The following is an 18,855-nucleotide window of genomic DNA, read 5'->3' as shown; positions in this document are numbered from 1 at the left end:
CAAGTGACGCCGCCCCCTCTCGGGAAATCTCCGGGAAGCTGAAGGAAAGCCGGGGTGTTATGACTCGGTTCGGTACATCAGGTCCGTTTCGTACGTCGTGAAGCCGAGCCGCTCGTACACGCTCACCGCCGCCTTGTTGTCCGCGTCGACGTAGAGCATCGCCGTCGGCAGACCGGCCGCCGCGAGGTGCCGCAGCCCCGTCGCGGTGAGCGCCTTGCCGAGGCCGCCGCCCTGGCCCTCGGGGGTCACCCCGACCACGTACACCTCGCCGAGCCGCTCCTCGGCGTGCACCTTCGTCCAGTGGAAGCCGACCAGCTCCTTGCCCTTGAACGCGAGGAAGAAGCCGCGCGGGTCGAACCACGGCTCGCCCTTGCGGTCGTCGAGGTCGCGCTGGGTCAGGGAGCCCTGCTCGGGGTGGTGGGCGAACGCCGCCGCGTTCACCGCCAGCCACGCCGCGTCGTCCTGGCCGGGCACGAAGGTACGGATCCTGATGCCCGCCGGGAGCACCGGCTCGGGCAGTTCGAGGTCGGTCAACGGCCGCCGCATCTGGCGCAGTTCACGGAACAGCGTCAGCCCCAGCACCTGCGCCAGATGACGCGCCGCGCTGTGCCCGCCGTGCGCCCACACCCGCAGCCGCTTGCCGGACGCCGCGAGCAGCGCCGCACCGAGCGCCCGCCCGTGCCCGTGCCCGCGTCGCGCCGGGTGCACCACCAGCTCGGCGGCCGGGGCCTCCACCGGGTCGGTGTCCTCCAGCTGCGCGTAGCCGACCAGGTCCCCGTCGACGGAGAGCAGCAGATGCGTGACGCCGTCGCGCTCGCCGCGCAGATGGAGCCGCCCCTGCTCCGAGACGGCCTGCTGGCCGTCGGCGCGGGCCGCGTCGGTGAGCAGGGACAGCACGGCGCCGGACTGCTCGGCGGTCAGGGAGGTCAGGGTGTCGATACGGCGGCCCGGGAGGGCGGGATCGGGGGTGTTCGCGGGGTCCGTGGTCATGGTTACGAGGGTACGGCGGGGGCCCCGCGGGGAGTCGGCAACCAGCTCGTAACCTGCAATCCCCTGTTGTGCTACGCGCGTTGACCCTAGGCTGCCCGGCAGTCGCAGTCTTCGTAGAGCACCCAAGGGGATCCTCCATGCCCACCAGGACGAACCGGCGTCTGAGAACCGCGCTCGGCGCCGTCGCCACCCTCGCCACCGCGGGCGCGCTGATGGCCGCCATGCCGGCCGGCGCCCACGACCGGGGTCACGGCCATGGCCACGGTCACGACAGCGGCCGCTACCAGGACGTACAGCTGCTGTCGTTCAACGACTTCCACGGCAACCTGGAGCCGCCGACCGGTTCGTCGGGCCAGGTCACCGAGAAGCAGGCGGACGGCACGGCGAAGCAGGTCGACGCGGGCGGTGTGGAGTACCTGGCCACCTCGCTGCGCACGGCCCGTGAGAACCACCCCTACAGCGTGACGGCCGCCGCCGGTGACCTGATCGGCGCCAGCCCGCTGCTGTCCGGCCTCTTCCACGACGAGCCCACCGTCGAGGCCATGAACAAGCTGGACCTGGACGTCACCTCGGTCGGCAACCACGAGTTCGACGAGGGCGCGACCGAGCTGGCCCGGATGCAGAACGGCGGCTGCCACCCCACCGACGGCTGCTACGAGGCCGGCAAGAAGTTCAAGGGCGCCGACTACCCCTACCTCGCCGCGAACGTGACCAACGAGAAGACCGGCAAGCCGGTCCTCGCCCCCTACTGGGTGTGGAAGCACAAGGGCGTGAAGGTCGGCTTCATCGGCGTCACCCTCGAAGGCACCCCGGACATCGTCTCCGCGTCGGGCGTCAAGGGGCTGAAGTTCCACGACGAGATCGAGACGGTCAACAAGTACGCGAAGATCCTCGACAAGCAGGGCGTGAAGTCGATCGTCGCCCTGATCCACGAGGGCGGCCTCCCGGCCTCGTCCGCGTACAACTACGACTGCGACTCCGCGGGCGCGGGCTCCGGTGTCTCCGGCCCGATCGTCGACATCGCCAAGGGCATCACGCCGAAGGTCGACGCCCTGGTCACCGGCCACACCCACAACGCGTACGTGTGCACGATCCCGGACCCGGCCGGCAACCCGCGCATGGTCACCTCCGCGTCCTCGTACGGCAAGCTCTACACGGACACCACGCTGACCTACGACCGCCGGACCAAGGACATCGTCCGTACCTCGGTGAAGTCCGCGAAGTCCGCGAACCACGTCGTGTCCCGTACGCAGGACAAGGCCGCCGACATGACGGCGCTGATCGGCAAGTGGAACAAGCTGGCCGCGCCCGTCGCGAACCAGGCCGTTGGGTTCATCTCCGCGGACATCCCGGGCCGTGGCGCGGGGACGCCGGAGGAGCCGCTCGGTGACCTCATCGCCGACGCGCAGCTCGCGCACGCCAAGTCCCTGGACCCGAAGGCGAGCCTGGCCCTGATGAACCCGGGCGGGGTCCGCTCCGACCTCGTGTACAAGGCGAGCGGCGCCGAGGGCGACGGGGTCGTCACCTACGGCGAGGCGTTCACCGTGCAGCCCTTCAGCAACACGGTCAACCTCGTCGACCTGACCGGCGCGCAGGTGGTCCAGGCGCTCCAGCAGCAGGTCAGCGGGTCGAACGAGGCGTCGCCGAAGATCCTCCAGCCGTCCGCCGGGCTCACGTACACGCTCGACATGACGAAGTCCGGCGCGGCCCGTGTCGTCACCGACTCAATCCGGCTGAACGGCGCGGCCATCGACCCGGCCGCCACCTACCGCGTCGCGATGAACTCCTTCCTCGCGGGCGGCGGCGACGGCTTCGCGGCGCTCGGCGCGGGCAAGAACCCGCTGGTCGGCGCGGACGACCTGAAGGCGTTCAACGACTACCTGACGGCCAACTCCTCCGCCGCGAACCCGATCGCGCCGCCGAAGGCGGACCGGATCACGATCATCAAGTGACCGTCAGCAGGGGAGTGGGGCACACCTGTTGAAATAATCGGGCATAAGGCTCTAATCGGATAAGTTCGGGCGAAGGTCTGTCCGCCTATCCGGGAGTCTGATGATGCGTCACCGTCCATGGACGGCGCGGCTGCGGGGCCTCGGCACCGCGGCCGCGCTCACGCTGAGCGCGGTCGTCGCCGGACCCGGCCAGGTGGCCGCCGACGTGCCGGCACCGGCGGCCGGCGAGTCCGTCGTCACCGTGAGGACGGGCGGCGACCGGGACGGCGACGCGACCGTGGCGCCGCTCGCCGGGGTCACGCTCGCCCTGTACCCGAGCGAGACCGCCACCGACCCGCTGACCGACGCCTGGGCGCAGTGCACCTCCGACGGGGACGGCGACTGCAGCTTCACCGTGCCGGACACCGGCAGCGGCGGGGCCAGCGAGGGACAGCGGTACTGGGTGCGGCAGGCCGACGGGGGCGTGCCCGGCGGCTGGTACACCAACCCGACGCTGCGCACCGGCAAGGGCAGCGGCTCCGGCTCGGTGGAGTCGACGTACCAGTTCGAGACACCGGCCCTGGCGGCCGGACAGACGTACCGCTCGACCGGTGACTTCATGAAGAGCACCAGCTGGTCGGCGACCCCCTATGTCGCCTCCGGCGGCATCTGGCAGCAGTCCCGTACGAATCCGGCGATGCCCGAGTCCTGCGGGCTCGACGTCGCCGTCGTGCTCGACCTGTCGTCGTCGGTGGGCAGCGCGCTCCCGCAGCTCAAGGCGGCCACCGACCAGCTGACGAACACGCTGACCGGCACGCCCTCGCGGATGGCGCTGTTCTCCTTCGACAAGACCTCGCCGCCGACCAGCGGCACCAACGGCAACCACCCCGACCTGATGTCGGTCTCCACCAAGGCGGGCGCCGACTCCTTCAAGTCCCTCTACGCGGACTGGACGCTGGGCTCGGGCACCAACTGGGACCAGGCGCAGTACGCGGTTGCCAAGGCGGCCCCGGTCTACGACCTCGTCGTCGTGCTGACCGACGGCAACCCGACCCGGTTCAGCAACCCGTACACCGGTGACGGCTCCAACACCCACTTCGCGGACGTCGAGGGCGGCATCTTCGCCTCCAACGCCGTCAAGGCGAAGGGCGAGCGGGTCGTCGCGGTCGGCGTCGGCAAGGGCGTCGAGGGGGTCTCCGGGCTCAACCTGCGGGCGATCTCCGGCGAGGAGGCGTTCACCGGCTCCAACCCGACGACGGCCGACTACTACCAGACCGACGACTTCGCGGCGGCCGGCGAGGCGCTGCACAACCTGGCGCTGACGCACTGCGACGGCACCCTGTCCGTCATCAAGCAGATCGTGCCCGCGGGCAACAAGGGCGAGGACGTCAGCGGCGCCGAGAACGCGGAAGCGGGCTGGCAGTTCGACGCCTCCACCACGACCGGCGGCATCGGCGGCCTGCCGGACAGTCAGACCACGCAGGACGACGGCACCGGCGGTGTCGTCTTCCACCCCACGTACCCCGCCGGGACCACCGACGCCGCCGTGACGGTGGCGGAGAACCAGCACAGCGGCTACGACCTGGTCACACAGGGCGGAAAGAACGCGGTGTGCACCAACCTCGACACCGGCGCCGACGTGCCCGTCACGAACACCGGGGCCGCCGCCGCGCCCGCCTTCACGGTGGACGTGCCGAGCCTGGCCGCCGTGAGTTGCATGGTCTACAACAAGCCACCGCAGAGCGCCGATGTACGGGTCGACAAGACGTGGGACATCGACGGCACCCGGTACGCGCACGCCGACCGGCCCGACGGCTTCGACGCCGCGCTGACGCTGACCGGCCCCTCGGACACGGACACGCACGACCAGGAGTGGGGCGAGGCCCGCGAGGGCTACACCGTCGGTGACACCACGACCGTCGCCGAGACCACGACCCTGCCCGACTCCTGCACCCTCACCAGCAGCCGGATCACCGAGGCCAACGGCGCGGACGTGGACGAGGCGCTGGCCCACGGCGCCGAACTCACCCAGGAGCACAACACCTTCGGGATCCTGAACAAGGTCACCTGCAAGGCGAAACTGACCCTGGTGAAGAAGGTCGTGAACGAGCACGGGGGCACCGCGTCCCCGGCCGACTGGACGCTCACCGCCGACGGCCCCAGCGACCTCTCGGGCACCTCGGGCACGGACGCGGTGACCGGCGCCGACATCGAGGCGGGGACGTACACGCTCGCCGAGTCGGACGGCCCGGAGGCATATGACAACGGGGACTGGGCATGCGAGTCAGCCGGGGGCACCGCGGTGCCCGTGACGGACTCCGAGGTGGCGGTGGCGCCGGGCGCCGACGTGACCTGCACGGTGACCAACACCGACCGGGCGGCCTCGCCGTCGCCCACGCCGACCCCGACGGTGACGCCGCCGGGCACGCCGGAGCCGACGGTCCCGCCGGGTGACAAGGATCACGGCGGCGAACTCGCCGACACGGGTTCCGGTTTCGGGCTCACCGGCTGGTCGGCGATGGCTGCCGCCCTGCTCGTGGCGGCGGGCACGGTGCTGGTGGCGCGGCGCCGGCGGCGGTACTGAACGCGCGGTGAACCCGCGCTGAAATGGGGCGTTACGGCGCCCGCCGGGTGTACGGCTTGCGAACGGGGCCGGTACGTATGGTGAAATCGGCTGATGCGTACCCCCCACCGCATATCCAACGACCGTGTTCCGTTTGATGGTTGGCAGGAGGAATCGGTTCCCGAGCAGCCGGGCGGCACCCCCGATGCCACCACCCGGTACGCCAGCCCGTACGACGAACTGGCCGACCTCGACGACGCCCGGCGCGCGGACAACCCGCTCGACGACGTCCTGCGTGAGGAGCCCGCGTACCGGGACGGCGGGCAATGGCCGGACGAGGAGTGGTCGCCGCCCGACCACCGCGGCCGCGGCCGGCGCCGCTTCGGCAGCCTCTCCCTCGCGGTCAAGGGCGTGGTGGCGGTGCTCGTCCTCACCGCGTTCCTCGCCCTCGCCGACCGCTGGGCCGTCCTGTACGCGGAACATCGCGCCGCACAGCAGCTCAAGAAGGAGCTGAAGCTGACGGCCGCGCCCGAGGTCGAGATCGAGGGCTTCCCCTTCCTCACCCAGCTCGCCGACCGGCGCGTGGACGAGCTGAAGGTGACCGTCCCCGACGTCGCCGCCGACCGCATCACCCTCGCCAAGGTCCAGGCGACCGCGCAGGACGTCCGGATCCAGGGCGACGGCTTCACCGACATCAGCGGCGCGACCGTCGACCGGATGCAGGGCGAGGTGCTGCTCAGCTTCGCCGACCTCAACCGCGAGCTGGGCGCCTCCCAGGTCACCTTCACCGGGCACGGCGACAACCGGGTCCTCGCGCGCGGCACGCTGCCCGTCGCCGGGCACGATCTCAAGGTGCGCGCCGACGCCAGGATCCAGCGGCTCGGCGCCTCCGGCATCTCCACCGACATCGACAACATGAGCCTCGCCATCGGCGACCTCGCCACCTACCGGCCCGGCACCGGCGCCGACGAGGGCCTGCATCTGACGCCGAAGTCCGTCGCCCGGATCACCGCCGAGACCGACAAGGCGCGCAGGCTGCTGTCGGTCCCGGCGATCGTGCACCGCGTCGGCGTGCCCGCGGGCGCCGTGCGGCAGGCCGAGCACAGCGACGAGAAGCTCAGCGAGCTGACCGGGTCACCGACGTTCGTGAAGAAGCTGATGGGGATGAACCTCATCGACATCGCCATCGACAACCCCTGGCTGCTCCAGAAGCTCGGCATCGACCCCGACCTGCTCGACGGCCTCACCAAGCTCACCCGCCCCGAACTCGCCGACCGGCTCTCGCTCGCCTTCCAGCTGCCGAAGCTGCCGGGCGACCACGGGTACGTACGGCTGCGGGACGTGAAGGTCGAGAAGGAGGGGATCCGGGTGGATCTGTCGGGGGCGGGACTCTCGGTCGGGAAGTAAGAGGCCTTTCAAGGCGGGGCGCTAGTTGCAAAGAAACCCTTGCAAGGGTTTCTTTGCATAGCTATCTTTGTACGCATGCCGGAGCCCACCCCGCCCAAAGTCCGCGATCTCGACGCCCGTTCGCTGCGCGGCCTCGCGCATCCGCTGCGTATGCGGCTGCTCGATGCCCTGCGGTTCGACGGTCCTGCCACCGCGTCCCAACTCGCGGAGAAGCTGGGCGAGTCGAGCGGTGCGACCAGCTACCACCTGCGCCAGCTGGCCGCGCACGGCTTCGTCGAGGACGTGCCGGAGCGGGGCAAGGGGCGGGAGCGGTGGTGGGGGGCGGTCTATCGCGGCCTGACCGTCGACAACGCCCTGCTGGAGGACGACGACCCGGAGGTGCGCGGCGCCGCCGACTTCTACCTCCACGAGGTCGCCACGTCGCACATGCGCAACCTGTCCACGTGGCTCGGCGGCCGCCGCGACTGGGCCGAGGAGTGGTCCCGGGTCGCGGACCTGAGCAGCGACACGCTGCGGCTCACGCCGGAGCTCGCCGAGGAACTGATCGAGAAGATGCACGTCCTGATCGCCGAGTACCGCGATCTGGCCGTCACCGAGGACGACCCGCGGGCCGAGCGGGTCCGGGTCCACACGCACGCCTTCCCCATCAGCAGCGACTGACATCAGCAGCGACGGACCGAAAGGCTTTCCCATGCACTCCGAGATCCATCTCGCCCTGCACGACAGCCGCGCCGCCGAACTCCGCGCCGAGGCCGACGCGGACCGGCTCGCCGCCACCGTCGCCGGCCGGCACCCGGTGGCCCTGCGCACCCGGCTCGGCTGGGCCCTCGTCGAGGTCGGGCTGCGGCTGGCCGCACCGCAGAAGGGAGCGGCGCCCGTTCCCGCGTAGGTCCTACGCCGCTGTGACCTCGGCCGGCCGGTCCGGCGGCGGGGTCGGCGCGCCCGGCAGCCGCATCGTCGCCACGGTGCCGCCGCCGTCCGCCGCGGCGAGCGCGACCTCGCCGCCGTAGCTCTCCACGGTGCGGGCCACGATCGACAGGCCGAGCCCGGATCCCGGCAGCGCGCGGGCCGTGGGGGAGCGCCAGAACCGGTCGAAGACGTGCGGGAGTTCATCGGCGGGGATGCCGGGCCCGTGGTCCCGTACCGTCAGCGCGCCGCGCATCAGGTGGACCTCGATGGTGCCGCCGGGCGGGCTGAACTTCACCGCGTTGTCCAGCAGGTTGATGATCGCGCGCTCCAGGGCCGCCGGTTCCGCCCGGACGTACCAGGGGGCCAGCTCGGAGACGATCTTCAGCTCCGGGCCGCGCAGCCGGGCGCGCTCCAGGGCCTGGCGGGCCGTCTCGTGGAAGGAGACGACCTTCAGCGGGCCCTCGGTGCCGCTCAGTCCGGACCGGGACAGTTCTTGCAGATCCCCGATGAGCGCCGCCAGTTCGGTCATCTGTGCCTTGACCGACGCCATCAGCGCCTTGCGGTCGTCCGGGGGGATGGCACGGCCGGTCTCCTCGCTGCGGGTGAGCAGTTCGATGTTGGTCCGCATCGAGGTCAGGGGCGTGCGCAGTTCGTGGCCGGCGTCGGCGATGAGCTGCTGTTGCAGCTCGCGGGAGGAGGCCAGGGATGCCGTCATCGAGTTGAACGAGGCCGAGAGCCGGGCGATCTCGTCGTCGCCCTCGACCGGGATACGGACCGTCAGGTCTTCAGTGGCGGCTACGTGTTCGACCGCCTCGGTGAGCTGGTCGACGGGGCGCAGCCCGGTCCGGGCGATCCAGAGCCCGGCCGCCGTGGCACCGACGACGCCGATGCCGCCTACGGCTAGGAGGACCCAGGCGAGGGTGGTGAGGGGCTTGGTGACCTCGTCGAGTGGGCTGGCGATGGAGATGGCCATCCCTGAGGCCTGGTGCGGGTCGTCGTTGATCACCGGAACCGTCAGCACGCGCATTGAGGTGCCGTTGGCGGCGTCCGTCGTGTGCAGGGAGCTGCTTTTGGTGCCGTTCGCCACGGCCAGGTCAGAGTGCTGCGCGGGGATCGCCGAGGGGCCGCGCCAGGTGCAGGTGTTGCCGTTGGCGTAGATGACCTGGATGGTCGGGCCCGGCAGATCCTTCGGCCCCTCCGTCAGCGCCGTGCAGCTGATCAGGCCGTACTGCTGCTGGCGGCTGCTTTGGTTGAGCGAGCCGACCTGGTTGTGCAGCTCCTGGTCCATCTGCGCGTACAGCTGCTTCTGCGTGATGAACCAGCACGTCACCGCCACCGCCGCCACCGCCACCGCGACGGCCACCGACACCAGCAGCGCGAGCCGGGACCTGAGCGGCAGCGTGCGCAGCCGCCGCACCAGCGTGTTCACTCAGCGCTCCCCGATCGAAGGACGTACCCCACCCCGCGCACCGTGTGCACGAGTCGCGGCTCGCCGCCCGCCTCGGTCTTGCGGCGGAGATACATCACGTACACGTCCAGCGAGTTGGACGACGGCTCGAAGTCGAAGCCCCAGACCGCCTTGAGGATCTGTTCGCGGGTGAGGACCTGGCGCGGGTGGGCCAGGAACATCTCCAGGAGGGTGAACTCGGTTCGGGTCAGCTCCACGGTGCGCTCGCCGCGCGTGACCTCGCGGGTCGCCAGGTCCATGCGCAGGTCGGCGAAGGACAGCGCGTCGGAGTCGTCGACGCCGGCCGCGCCCGCCGCGTACGAGCTGCGGCGCAGCAGGGCGCGGACCCGGGCGAAGAGCTCGTCGAGTTCGAAGGGCTTGACCAGGTAGTCGTCGGCGCCGGCGTCGAGGCCGGTGACCCGGTCGCCGACCGTGTCGCGGGCGGTGAGCATCAGGATCGGGGTCGTGGACCCGGTGGCGCGCAGCCGGCGGGCCGCGGTCAGGCCGTCCATGCGCGGCATCTGGATGTCCAGGACCAGCAGATCGGGCCGGTAGGCGGCCGCCTTCTCCAGCGCGTCGGCGCCGTCGACGGCGACCTCGGTGCCGTAGCCCTCGAAGGCGAGGGAGCGCTGCAGGGCCTCGCGGACGGCGGGCTCGTCGTCCACGATGAGGATGCGGTGCCGGTCGTCGCGGTCGCCTTCGGCGGGGCTCATGGCGTGGGCTTCCTTACGTACGTGGGTGAGTACTGCGGGGCACTATCAGCCTCGCACGGTGGCGCGGCGCCCGCGTGCGACCCGGCGGGGTGCCGCCGCGGGGGCCACTTCGGGGGCCCGGGTGACCGGCGGGAAGAGCGTCGAGGCGACGGCGAGGGCGAGCCGGGTGGCGGCGGGGTCGGCGCTGGCCCCGGGGTGACGGTGCACGGTGCTGGTCATGAGGGTTCTCCCTGGTCGTCGTTGCTCGAGAACGGTCGGGTCAGCTGTCGGAGCCCCCGGCGCGCAGCGTGTCGAGGTCGGCCTTGACGGTGTTGATCGGGATGGCGAAGCCGAGACCGACGCTGCCGGCGCTCGACGAGGACGAGGACGAGTCCGAACTGGCGGAGTACATCGCGGAGTTGATGCCGATGATGTTGCCGTTCATGTCGATCAGGGCACCGCCGGAGTTGCCGGGGTTGAGGGACGCGTCGGTCTGGATCGCCTTGTACGTGGTCGTGGACGAGCCGGTGTCGCCGTTGAACTCCTGGCCGCCGAACTCGAACGGCCACTGGCCGCTGCCGCCGCCCTGCTGTTGCTGCTGCTCCTGCTGGCCCTCGTCCGTGGAGACGGTGACGTCGCGGTTGAGCGCGGAGACGATGCCGCTGGTGACGGTGCCGGTCAGGCCCTCGGGGGAGCCGATCGCGACGACCTCGTCGCCGACGCCGACGTTGTCGGAGTTGCCGAGGGTCGCCGCCTTGAGGCCGGAGGCGTTCTTCAGCTTGATCAGCGCCAGGTCCTTCTTGGCGTCGGTGCCGACGACCTCGGCCGTGTACGACGTGCCGTCGCTCGTCTTGACCTTGACGCTCGTGGCGCCGGAGATGACGTGGTTGTTGGTGAGGATCTCGCCGTCGCTGGTGATGACGACGCCGGAGCCGGTCGACGAGCCGTTGCTCAGCGTCGCGTTGATCTCGACGATCGAGGGGCTGACCGCTTCCGCGACACCGGAGACGGTGCCCTTCTTGCTGCTCGGGACGACGTTGGTGCTGGTCGAGGAGGACGCCGTGGTGGTCGAGCCGGTCAGTTCCTGGAAGGCGTAGGCGGTGCCGCCGCCCACGGCTGCCGCCGCTACGGCCACGGCGGCGAGGAGGCCGACCGGGCCGCGCAGTCGCTTCTTCCTGGGCTGGGGCTCCGGCTGCGGGGTCGGCTCGTAGGCCGGCGGGGGCGGCCAGGCGCCCGGGTTCTGCTGCGGGCTCTCGGAGTACGGGGACTGCTGCTGGCCCTGCGGGTACTCGCCGTCGCGGCGGAAGCTCTCGGTCATGTCAGTAAGCCTGAGCCGCGTTCATGAGAGCCACCTGAGCGTGCCCTGAGAGTCCCGGCAGAACCCTGTTTGCCCGAAATAAAGACGGCCAGCTCGCCGTCTGCACGCCGGTGGCCGCTTCTCGCGCAGTTCCCCGCGCCCCTGAGATGCGCACTTCGTGCGCCATCTCATCAGAGCCCCACCGGGGGAAGGGAGGCGCGCGAAGCGCAGCCTTCAGGGGCGCGGGGAACTGCGCGACCAGCCCCCACCGGGCCGCACCCGAAGAACCGCGCGACCGGCCGCGCCGAAACCCCCGGTCCAAACGGAGTGCTAAGCGCAGCCGCAGGACTGGCGGACCACCAACCGGGACGGGAAGAGCTTCAGGCGTTCGCGGCGGGAGCCGGCCACCCGCAACGAGTCGTCCAGCACAAGATCGACCGCGGCCCGCGCCATCGCCGGCCGGTCCGACGCGACCGTGGTCAGCGGCGGATCGGTGAGCCCGGCCTCCTTCACATCGTCGAACCCGGCGACGGCCAGCTCACCCGGCACCTCGATGCGCAGCTCGCGCGCGGCCCGCAGCACCCCGATGGCCTGGTCGTCGGTCGAGCAGAAGATGGCCGGCGGCCGGTGCGGCCCGGCGAGCAGCTCCAGCGCCACCTTGTACGCGTCGTAGCGGTTGTACGGGGCCTCGAAGAGCCGCCCCTCCGTGGACCGGCCCGCCTCCTGCATCGCGCGCCGCCAGCCCTCGACGTGGTCGGAGACCGGGTCGCCGACGGACGGCGTCTCGGCGGTGCCGCCCAGACAGGCCACGTACGCGTACCCGTGTTCGAGGAGGTGGCGGGTGGCGAGCTGGGCGCCGCCCATGTCGTCCGTCACGACGGCGACGTCGTCGATGGCCTCGGGGCGCTCGTGCAGCAGCACCACACGGGCGTCCCACGCCTCGATCTCGGTCGCCGCCAGATCGTTCAGACCGTGGCTGACCAGGATCAGACCGGAGACCCGCATCCCGAGGAACGCGCGCAGATAGTGCACCTCGCGGTCGCCGACGTAGTCGGAGTTGCCGACGAGGACCATCTTTCCGCGCTCGGAAGCCGCCTGCTCCACCGCGTGCGCCATCTCCGCGAAGAACGGCTGCCGCGAGTCCGGCACGATCATGCCTATGAGGTCGGTCCGGCGCGAGGCCATCGCCTGGGCGACCCGGTCGGGCCGGTACCCCAGCTCCTTGATCGCGGCGAGAACGCGCTCGCGCGTGGCCGGGGCGACCGGCCGGGGTCCGTTGTTGATCACGTAGGACACGACGGCGGTCGAAGTACCCGCCAGTCGCGCAACGTCGTCCCGAGTCACCTTGGCCACGCGCGGAGTCTACGCGGATGGACCACCCTCTGGGCAGGGCGTAAACCTGCTCGCTAGGAGTCGGCCGAAACCGTCTCGGCGCGCCGGGCGGCCGCCGTGTCCGCTTCGTCCTGGTTGGCGGAGGAAGCGGCCTTGTCGCTCTTCTCCGCCGCCTTCTCCACCGCCTTCTCCTTGTCCACCCGCTCGCCCTTCTCCGGCTTCTCCGGAGTGACGAACCGGTAGCCCACGTTGCGCACGGTGCCGATCAGCGACTCGTGCTCGGGGCCCAGCTTGGCGCGGAGCCGTCGTACGTGGACGTCGACGGTCCGGGTGCCGCCGAAGTAGTCGTAGCCCCAGACCTCCTGGAGCAGCTGGGCGCGGGTGAAGACCCGGCCCGGGTGCTGCGCGAGGTACTTCAGGAGCTCGAACTCCTTGAAGGTGAGGTCGAGGACGCGCCCCTTGAGCTTGGCGCTGTACGTCGCCTCGTCGACCGACAGGTCGCCGTTGCGGATCTCCATGGGGGAGTCGTCGGCGACGATCTGCTGGCGGCCCATGGCGAGCCGCAGCCGGGCCTCGACCTCGGCCGGACCGGCCGTGTCGAGCAGGACGTCGTCGATGCCCCAGTCGGCGGTGACGGCGGCGAGGCCGCCCTCGGTCACGACCAGGACCAGCGGGCAGCCGGGCCCGGTGGAGCGGAGCAGCTGACAGAGGCTGCGGACCTGCGGGAGGTCGCGGCGGCCGTCGATCAGGATCACGTCGGCGCCGGGGGTGTCGACGAGGGCGGGGCCCTCCGCCGGAGCCACGCGCACGTTGTGCAGAAGCAGGCCGAGAGCGGGCAGCACCTCCGTCGACGGCTGAAGGGCATTCGTCAGGAGCAGCAATGAACTCATCGCGCCCCACCTGCCTGGGTCGTCCTACGTTCGTGCACGGTTCGCTCGCCCATAACGTCTGGTTCCTCCTCGGTCCCTGCGAGGACGTTTGCGGCACTGCTTCGTGTAGCTGTACGGCCATTTCGTGGGCCCGCGCCCGGGGCCCGTGCCGTCGGGAGTGAGGTCGTATACAACGCCCCTGAAAGCACAAAAGGACCCGGGGGCTGCACTGCCCGAGTCCTTCGCCCAGCAGAATAGCCCACATGACTAGCGGTCCGGCAGGTGAAGGACGTGGATCTTCTGTGCGGCCGATCACTGAACGAGCGCGTCGCGTGATGCTCCGGACACAGGACGGAGTCACGATCGACGCCGCCTACGAGCCCGGATCCGGGCCCGCGGACCGGCCGGTGATCGTGCTCGCGCACGGGTTCACCGGCGATCTGGAGCGGCCCCACGTGCGGCGCGCGGCCGAGGTGTTCGCGCAGGGTGCGGCCGTGGTCACGTTCTCGTTCCGCGGGCACGGACGGTCGAGCGGGCGTTCCACCGTGGGCGACCGGGAGGTGCTGGATCTCGCGGCGGCCGTCACCTGGGCGCGCTCCCTCGGGCATCCGCGCGTCGTCACGGTCGGATTTTCGATGGGTGGTTCCGTGGTGCTGCGGCACGCGGCGTTGCACAGAGGGCGCACCGAAGCGCGCACCGACGCCGTCGTCGCGGTGAGTGCTCCGGCCCGGTGGTTCTACCGGGGGACGGCTCCGATGCGGCGGCTGCACTGGGTCGTCACCCGGCGCTCGGGACGCGTGGTGGGGCGGCTCGGGCTCCGTACCCGTATCCATCCGTACGACTGGGACCCGATCCCGCTCTCGCCGGTCGAGTCGGTGCCGATGATCGCGCCGACGCCGCTGCTCGTCGTGCACGGCGACCGCGACCCGTACTTCCCCGTCGACCACCCCCGGATGCTGGCCGAGGCCGCCGCGGGCGGCGCCGAACTGTGGCTGGAGGAGGGCATGGGGCACGCCGAGCACGCGGCGAGCGACGCGCTGCTCGGCCGGATCGGGGAGTGGGCCCGCACCGCGGGTACCGCACAATAGGACGCCGACCGAGAACCAGCACCGTGAAAGCGGGGAGAGGAGCGCCCTGTGGCGACCGGCACCCTTCGTTACTGGGCGGCGGCCAAGTCGGCCGCCGGCGTGGCCGAGGAACCGTACGACGCCGACGACCTGGGCGCGGCCCTGGCCGCGGCCCGCGAACGGCACCCCGGGGAACTGGTCCGGGTGCTCCAGCGCTGCTCGTTCCTCGTCGACGGCAACCCCGTCGGGACGCGCGGACATGAGACGGTACGGCTTGCCGAGGGCGGCACGGTCGAGGTGCTCCCGCCGTTCGCAGGAGGGTGACACCGATGAGCAGCAACGAGCAGTACCCGTACGACCCGCAACAGAGTCAGCAGTACGACCAGCAGCAGTACGACCAGCAGGGGTACGACCAGCACGGCCAGCAGCACGGCCAGTTCGCGCAGCAGCCGTACGAGGCCGAGCCCACCCAGTACTGGCAGGCGCAGACCTGGGACACGCAGGTCCAGCCGGCGCCCGTGCAGCAACAGCAGCACTATCAGTACCAGCAGCAACAGCAGTCGTATCTGCCGCCGCAGCAGCAACAGCAGGAGTACGGCTACGGGGAGCAGCAGGGCCATCCCGCCCAGGAGCCCCAGCCGTCCCAGCCGCTGCCTCCGCAGCAGGACTGGTCGTACGAGCAGCAGGCACCGCAGGCACCGCAGGCCCCGGCGCCCGCGCCCGCCCCCGAGCCGGCCGCCGCGTCCGACGAGCCCGGCTACGGCCCGGCCACCATCACCGGCAACTCCCGCGTCACCGACGCCCAGCGCGCCCGCGCCGAGGGCCGTTCGCCGATCATCGAGCCGGGCATCCAGCCGGCCGGGCTGACCGCCGTGCTCGGGCTGCTGCTCGCGGGCGGCGCCGCCGTCGGCTCGTACGCGCTGCTCGTCCCGCTGGTGCTGCTCCAGGCGGTCACCGCCGCGGGCTGGTTCCGGCTCAACGGCATGTGGCCCGCCCGGCAGGGCATCGCGCTCGCCTTCCTGGGCGGTGTCGTCGCGGACATCGCGCTGCTCGCGGCCGGCCGGGAGCACGGGCCCGCCGCGATCCTCGGCACGCTCGGCGTCTGGGTGCTGCTCACCCTCGTCCTGCAACTGCGTTCGCACGCCTCGCCGGACGAGCGGATGTACGGCCTGATGGCGACCGTCGTCTCGGCCGCGCTCGCGATCGTGGCGGCCGGGCATCTGGCCGCCGAGCCGGACGCGGTGACGGTGGGCGCGGTCGCGGTGGCCGTCGCCGTCGTGGCCCGCGCGCTGCCGCTGCCGACCCCGGCGTCCGTCGTGGTCGCGCTGCTCGCCGGCGCCGGGGCGGGGATCGCCGTGGGCGGTCTCACCGGGGTCGGTTCGGGCGGGGCGCTGCTCGGGGCCGGGGCGGCGGGCGCCGCGCTGATCGGGCACCGGGTCGCGTCGTACGACTACCCGTCGCGGTTCGTGCACATGACGGCGGGCGTCGCGCTGCCGCTCGCCGCCGCCGCTCCGGTCGTGTACGTGCTGGGGCGGGCCATCGGCTGACGCCGGGCCCTCCTGGGGGGAGGGCTTGAATCGGCCCGGGGTCATGGGTTGCCCGCGTACCCTCCCGAACATGCGTGCACTGCGAATACTGCTGATCCTCGTCGTGATCCTCGGCGGTCTGTTCGTGATCGCCGACCGGGTCGCGGTCAACATCGCCGAGAACAAGGCCGCCGACAAGATCCGCGAGAGCGAGAGCCTCGCGAGCACCCCCTCCGTGTCGATCGAGGGCTTCCCGTTCCTGACCCAGGTCGCCGACGGCACCCTGGACGACGTCAAGATCGGCATCGAGGACTACGAGGCGAAGAACGCCGACGGCAGCATCCGCATCGCGGACATGAACGCCGAGATGCACGGCGTGAAGTTCGACAGCAGCTACAGCTCGGCCACCGCCGCCTCCGCCACCGGCACCGCGCGCGTCTCCTACGCCGAACTCCTCAAGGCCGTGCGCAAGGCGGGCCCCGCCCGGATCGCCCCCGGCGTGAGCGCGCAGATCGACGGCCTGGCGTACGGCGGCGACAGCAAGGTCAAGGTGACGATCGCCGTCAAGACCCCGCTGGGCACCCTGCGCCCCACCGTCACCAGCGCCGTCAAGGTCACCGGCGGCAAGCTCTCCGCGCGCGCCGACAGCCTGCCGAAGATCGGCTCTTTCGACCTGGGCGAATCGGCGCTGCGCGGGGTCACCGACTTCCAGCAGGCCATCGACAACCTGCCCGCGGGCATCAAGCTGAACAAGGTCGAGGCGGTCGAGGACGGCATCGAAATCTCGGTGACGGGTTCGGACCTGCGTCTCGTCGGGTAGGGCTGGAGGGCGGGCGTCCGCAGTGCGAGACGGACCTGTCCGCACAGCAGGAGTGAGCGGAGCCGCGGTGCGCCCCGAGGCGGGCGGTGGCGGGTCCGGGAGACACGTCATCTCACATGTCGGGCGATCTCGTCTCATTATTCGACACGCCGGTGACACGACCGCCGCTGCGTCTTTACGATCGGACCCATGAAGCGACAGGCGGATCTCACGAAGCGGCGGGCAGTAGACCTGTGCCGCGTCGCCGCCATGCTCTGTCGCACCGCCTGAGCGGGGCGGTCGGCCGTCGGCCGCACTCCCGCTTTCCCGACCCCTTGAGGCGAAACGAACGACTCGGGGTCACCGTGCGTATCCGCACCCATTCGTTCCGCATGCTTGCCGCAACTGCCCCGGAGGAAACAGCATGAGCCGCAGCGACGTCCTGGTCGACGCCGACTGGGTCGAGGCCAACCTCGACAACGACAGCGTGGCGATCGTCGAGGTGGACGAAGACACGTCCGCGTACGACAAGAACCACATCAAGAACGCGATCCGCATCGACTGGACCAAGGACCTCCAGGACCCGGTCCGCCGTGACTTCATCGACCAGGCCGGCTTCGAGGAGCTGCTGTCGAAGAAGGGCATCGCCAACGACACGACCGTCGTCCTCTACGGCGGCAACAACAACTGGTTCGCCTCCTACGCGTTCTGGTACTTCAAGCTCTACGGCCACCAGGACGTCAAGCTCCTCGACGGCGGCCGCAAGAAGTGGGAGCTCGACTCCCGCGACCTGGTCGACGGCTCGCAGGTCCCGAACCGCCCGGCCACGCAGTACAAGGCCAAGGCCCAGGACACCTCGATCCGCGCCTTCCGCGACGACGTCGTGAACGCGATCGGCAGCCAGAACCTGGTCGACGTGCGCTCGCCCGACGAGTTCTCCGGCAAGCTGCTCGCCCCGGCCCACCTCCCGCAGGAGCAGTCGCAGCGTCCGGGCCACGTCCCCTCCGCGCGCAACATCCCGTGGTCGAAGAACGCCAACGACGACGGCACCTTCAAGTCGGACGACGAGCTCAAGGCCCTCTACGAGGACGAGCAGGTCGACCTGGCCAAGGACACCATCGCCTACTGCCGCATCGGTGAGCGGTCCGCGCTCACCTGGTTCGTGCTGCACGAGCTGCTCGGCCAGACGAACGTCAAGAACTACGACGGCTCGTGGACCGAGTACGGCTCCCTCGTCGGCGTGCCGATCGAGCTCGGCGCCAACAAGTAACCACAGGTCATTCGACAACCGACCTCTCGTATCTAGGAGTTCAGCATGTGTGGAGCGAAGGCCGGCGGCCCCGACGCCTCGACGATCAAGCCCGGCGAGACCACCATCCAGGGTCAGGTCACCCGCGACGGCGAGCCGGTGACGGGCTACGTCCGTCTGCTCGACTCGACCGGTGAGTTCACCGCCGAGGTCCCGACCTCGGCCACGGGCCAGTTCCGCTTCTACGCGGCCGAGGGCACCTGGACCGTGCGCGCGCTGGTCCCGGGCGGCACGGCGGACCGTACGGTCGTCGCCCAGACGGGCGGGCTGGCGGAGGTCGCGATCGCCGTCTGAGCGACGCGCGGTCACTCGCAGCGGCTGAAGGGCCGCACCCCAGGGGGTTGGACGCCACTGGTCGGGGTGCGGCCCTTCGGCTTGCCCGGGGCGCGGCACGCAGGCTTACGCTGGAGACATGTACGCGCGGCGGAAGCACGCCTACTTCGCCATGATGGGCGTCTGCATCGCCCTCTTCGTCCTGGCGTGGGGCGTCGTACGCCTCTGGTCGGTCCCCGCCGCCGTGATCATGTGCGTCGTCGCCATGGTCATCCCGCCCTTCGCCGCCATCGTCGCCAACCGCCACGGGCCCGACGACCGGTGGTGGGACGACCCCACCGGCGACCGGAAGTCCGACGAGTGGTGGGACGAACTGGACGGGAAGAAGCCGCCGCACCAACGGTGACTCTTTCGTGATCAGAGTGCGTGCAACCTTCAAGTATC

Annotated in this window: 20 protein-coding genes; 13 read left to right on the top strand and 7 right to left on the bottom strand. The window is 71.0% G+C overall.

Annotation, left to right across the window (positions count from 1 at the left end; all coding sequences use genetic code 11):
- Positions 1 to 57: 57 nt before the first annotated feature.
- The gene (mshD, locus tag K377_RS23775) at positions 58 to 990 is read right to left on the bottom strand and encodes a mycothiol synthase (RefSeq protein WP_111665485.1); all 933 of its coding nucleotides are present in this window, start codon (positions 988 to 990) and stop codon (positions 58 to 60) included.
- Between the two features lie 137 nt (positions 991 to 1,127).
- Here mshD and K377_RS23770 point away from each other — a divergent pair, with 137 nt between their 5' ends.
- The 5 genes from K377_RS23770 (at position 1,128) to K377_RS23750 (ending at position 7,780) form a co-directional block, all read left to right on the top strand.
- Positions 1,128 to 2,942, top strand: a complete 1,815-nt coding sequence (locus K377_RS23770; RefSeq protein ID WP_111665484.1) for a bifunctional metallophosphatase/5'-nucleotidase — start codon at positions 1,128 to 1,130, stop codon at positions 2,940 to 2,942.
- 103 nt (positions 2,943 to 3,045) lie between these two features.
- On the top strand, positions 3,046 to 5,505 hold the full coding sequence (locus K377_RS23765; RefSeq protein ID WP_220093180.1) for a VWA domain-containing protein: 2,460 nt from the start codon (positions 3,046 to 3,048) through the stop codon (positions 5,503 to 5,505).
- Positions 5,506 to 5,598: 93 nt separating this feature from the next.
- On the top strand, positions 5,599 to 6,891 hold the full coding sequence (locus tag K377_RS23760) for a DUF2993 domain-containing protein (RefSeq protein WP_237551651.1): 1,293 nt from the start codon (positions 5,599 to 5,601) through the stop codon (positions 6,889 to 6,891).
- 75 nt (positions 6,892 to 6,966) lie between these two features.
- Positions 6,967 to 7,551 carry a transcriptional regulator gene (locus K377_RS23755; protein WP_111665483.1) on the top strand — a complete coding sequence of 195 codons (585 nt, stop codon included), beginning with the start codon at positions 6,967 to 6,969 and terminating at the stop codon, positions 7,549 to 7,551.
- A gap of 31 nt (positions 7,552 to 7,582) precedes the next feature.
- Complete coding sequence (locus K377_RS23750; RefSeq protein WP_111665482.1) at positions 7,583 to 7,780, top strand: hypothetical protein; 198 nt, start codon at positions 7,583 to 7,585, stop codon at positions 7,778 to 7,780.
- 3 nt (positions 7,781 to 7,783) lie between these two features.
- Here the strand turns inward: K377_RS23750 and K377_RS23745 are convergent, their stop codons facing one another.
- The 6 genes from K377_RS23745 to K377_RS23725 form a co-directional block, all read right to left on the bottom strand.
- A complete protein-coding gene (locus K377_RS23745; protein WP_111665481.1) occupies positions 7,784 to 9,229 on the bottom strand; it encodes a cell wall metabolism sensor histidine kinase WalK in 1,446 nt (481 codons plus the stop codon).
- Positions 9,226 to 9,960 carry a response regulator transcription factor gene (locus tag K377_RS23740; RefSeq protein ID WP_111665480.1) on the bottom strand — a complete coding sequence of 245 codons (735 nt, stop codon included), beginning with the start codon at positions 9,958 to 9,960 and terminating at the stop codon, positions 9,226 to 9,228. The genes K377_RS23745 and K377_RS23740 overlap by 4 nt, the downstream gene beginning before the upstream one ends.
- A 45-nt stretch (positions 9,961 to 10,005) precedes the next feature.
- On the bottom strand, positions 10,006 to 10,179 hold the full coding sequence (locus tag K377_RS41750) for a hypothetical protein (protein WP_181512625.1): 174 nt from the start codon (positions 10,177 to 10,179) through the stop codon (positions 10,006 to 10,008).
- A gap of 40 nt (positions 10,180 to 10,219) precedes the next feature.
- On the bottom strand, positions 10,220 to 11,257 hold the full coding sequence (locus tag K377_RS23735) for a S1C family serine protease (protein ID WP_111665479.1): 1,038 nt from the start codon (positions 11,255 to 11,257) through the stop codon (positions 10,220 to 10,222).
- Positions 11,258 to 11,566: 309 nt separating this feature from the next.
- Positions 11,567 to 12,589, bottom strand: coding sequence for a LacI family DNA-binding transcriptional regulator (locus tag K377_RS23730; RefSeq protein ID WP_111665478.1), 1,023 nt, complete (start codon positions 12,587 to 12,589; stop codon positions 11,567 to 11,569).
- 53 nt (positions 12,590 to 12,642) lie between these two features.
- Positions 12,643 to 13,458, bottom strand: a complete 816-nt coding sequence (locus K377_RS23725) for a response regulator transcription factor (protein ID WP_111665477.1) — start codon at positions 13,456 to 13,458, stop codon at positions 12,643 to 12,645.
- A gap of 242 nt (positions 13,459 to 13,700) precedes the next feature.
- On the opposite strand from K377_RS23725, the gene K377_RS23720 reads away from it, so the two are divergent.
- The 8 genes from K377_RS23720 to K377_RS23690 all read left to right on the top strand — a co-directional run bounded on the left by K377_RS23720 (position 13,701) and on the right by K377_RS23690 (position 18,817).
- Positions 13,701 to 14,525 (top strand): alpha/beta fold hydrolase, encoded by an 825-nt coding sequence (locus K377_RS23720; RefSeq protein ID WP_111665476.1) that lies wholly within the window; start codon positions 13,701 to 13,703, stop codon positions 14,523 to 14,525.
- Between the two features lie 48 nt (positions 14,526 to 14,573).
- On the top strand, positions 14,574 to 14,828 hold the full coding sequence (locus tag K377_RS23715; RefSeq protein ID WP_111665475.1) for a MoaD/ThiS family protein: 255 nt from the start codon (positions 14,574 to 14,576) through the stop codon (positions 14,826 to 14,828).
- A gap of 5 nt (positions 14,829 to 14,833) precedes the next feature.
- Complete coding sequence (locus tag K377_RS23710) at positions 14,834 to 16,051, top strand: hypothetical protein (protein ID WP_111665474.1); 1,218 nt, start codon at positions 14,834 to 14,836, stop codon at positions 16,049 to 16,051.
- Positions 16,052 to 16,121: 70 nt separating this feature from the next.
- Positions 16,122 to 16,850 (top strand): DUF2993 domain-containing protein, encoded by a 729-nt coding sequence (locus K377_RS23705; protein ID WP_111665473.1) that lies wholly within the window; start codon positions 16,122 to 16,124, stop codon positions 16,848 to 16,850.
- A gap of 189 nt (positions 16,851 to 17,039) precedes the next feature.
- On the top strand, positions 17,040 to 17,120 hold the full coding sequence (locus tag K377_RS42850; RefSeq protein WP_351257108.1) for a putative leader peptide: 81 nt from the start codon (positions 17,040 to 17,042) through the stop codon (positions 17,118 to 17,120).
- 133 nt (positions 17,121 to 17,253) lie between these two features.
- Positions 17,254 to 18,099: a sulfurtransferase gene (locus tag K377_RS23700; protein WP_111665472.1), complete on the top strand. Its 846-nt coding sequence runs from the start codon at positions 17,254 to 17,256 to the stop codon at positions 18,097 to 18,099.
- A gap of 45 nt (positions 18,100 to 18,144) precedes the next feature.
- Positions 18,145 to 18,432, top strand: coding sequence for a DUF1416 domain-containing protein (locus tag K377_RS23695; protein WP_054232391.1), 288 nt, complete (start codon positions 18,145 to 18,147; stop codon positions 18,430 to 18,432).
- 118 nt (positions 18,433 to 18,550) lie between these two features.
- On the top strand, positions 18,551 to 18,817 hold the full coding sequence (locus K377_RS23690; RefSeq protein ID WP_111665471.1) for a DUF3099 domain-containing protein: 267 nt from the start codon (positions 18,551 to 18,553) through the stop codon (positions 18,815 to 18,817).
- Positions 18,818 to 18,855: the final 38 nt, after the last annotated feature.

Source organism: Streptomyces sp. PsTaAH-137, assembly GCF_003259365.1.
GTDB lineage: Bacteria > Actinomycetota > Actinomycetes > Streptomycetales > Streptomycetaceae > Streptomyces.
The sequence above is the reverse complement of the archived record's forward strand: the minus strand, read 5'-3'. Positions and strand labels throughout refer to the sequence as shown.

What these genes read in the sequence shown, in the direction of transcription:
- mshD (WP_111665485.1), bottom strand. Translation starts at nt 990, where the DNA reads ATGACCACGGACCCCGCGAACACCCCCGATCCCGCCCTCCCGGGCCGC.
- K377_RS23770 (WP_111665484.1), top strand. Translation starts at nt 1,128, where the DNA reads ATGCCCACCAGGACGAACCGGCGTCTGAGAACCGCGCTCGGCGCCGTC.
- K377_RS23765 (WP_220093180.1), top strand. Translation starts at nt 3,046, where the DNA reads ATGCGTCACCGTCCATGGACGGCGCGGCTGCGGGGCCTCGGCACCGCG.
- K377_RS23760 (WP_237551651.1), top strand. Translation starts at nt 5,599, where the DNA reads ATGCGTACCCCCCACCGCATATCCAACGACCGTGTTCCGTTTGATGGT.
- K377_RS23755 (WP_111665483.1), top strand. Translation starts at nt 6,967, where the DNA reads ATGCCGGAGCCCACCCCGCCCAAAGTCCGCGATCTCGACGCCCGTTCG.
- K377_RS23750 (WP_111665482.1), top strand. Translation starts at nt 7,583, where the DNA reads ATGCACTCCGAGATCCATCTCGCCCTGCACGACAGCCGCGCCGCCGAA.
- K377_RS23740 (WP_111665480.1), bottom strand. Translation starts at nt 9,960, where the DNA reads ATGAGCCCCGCCGAAGGCGACCGCGACGACCGGCACCGCATCCTCATC.
- K377_RS41750 (WP_181512625.1), bottom strand. Translation starts at nt 10,179, where the DNA reads ATGACCAGCACCGTGCACCGTCACCCCGGGGCCAGCGCCGACCCCGCC.
- K377_RS23735 (WP_111665479.1), bottom strand. Translation starts at nt 11,257, where the DNA reads ATGACCGAGAGCTTCCGCCGCGACGGCGAGTACCCGCAGGGCCAGCAG.
- K377_RS23725 (WP_111665477.1), bottom strand. Translation starts at nt 13,458, where the DNA reads ATGAGTTCATTGCTGCTCCTGACGAATGCCCTTCAGCCGTCGACGGAG.
- K377_RS23720 (WP_111665476.1), top strand. Translation starts at nt 13,701, where the DNA reads ATGACTAGCGGTCCGGCAGGTGAAGGACGTGGATCTTCTGTGCGGCCG.
- K377_RS23710 (WP_111665474.1), top strand. Translation starts at nt 14,834, where the DNA reads ATGAGCAGCAACGAGCAGTACCCGTACGACCCGCAACAGAGTCAGCAG.
- K377_RS23705 (WP_111665473.1), top strand. Translation starts at nt 16,122, where the DNA reads ATGCGTGCACTGCGAATACTGCTGATCCTCGTCGTGATCCTCGGCGGT.
- K377_RS42850 (WP_351257108.1), top strand. Translation starts at nt 17,040, where the DNA reads ATGAAGCGACAGGCGGATCTCACGAAGCGGCGGGCAGTAGACCTGTGC.
- K377_RS23700 (WP_111665472.1), top strand. Translation starts at nt 17,254, where the DNA reads ATGAGCCGCAGCGACGTCCTGGTCGACGCCGACTGGGTCGAGGCCAAC.
- K377_RS23695 (WP_054232391.1), top strand. Translation starts at nt 18,145, where the DNA reads ATGTGTGGAGCGAAGGCCGGCGGCCCCGACGCCTCGACGATCAAGCCC.
- K377_RS23690 (WP_111665471.1), top strand. Translation starts at nt 18,551, where the DNA reads ATGTACGCGCGGCGGAAGCACGCCTACTTCGCCATGATGGGCGTCTGC.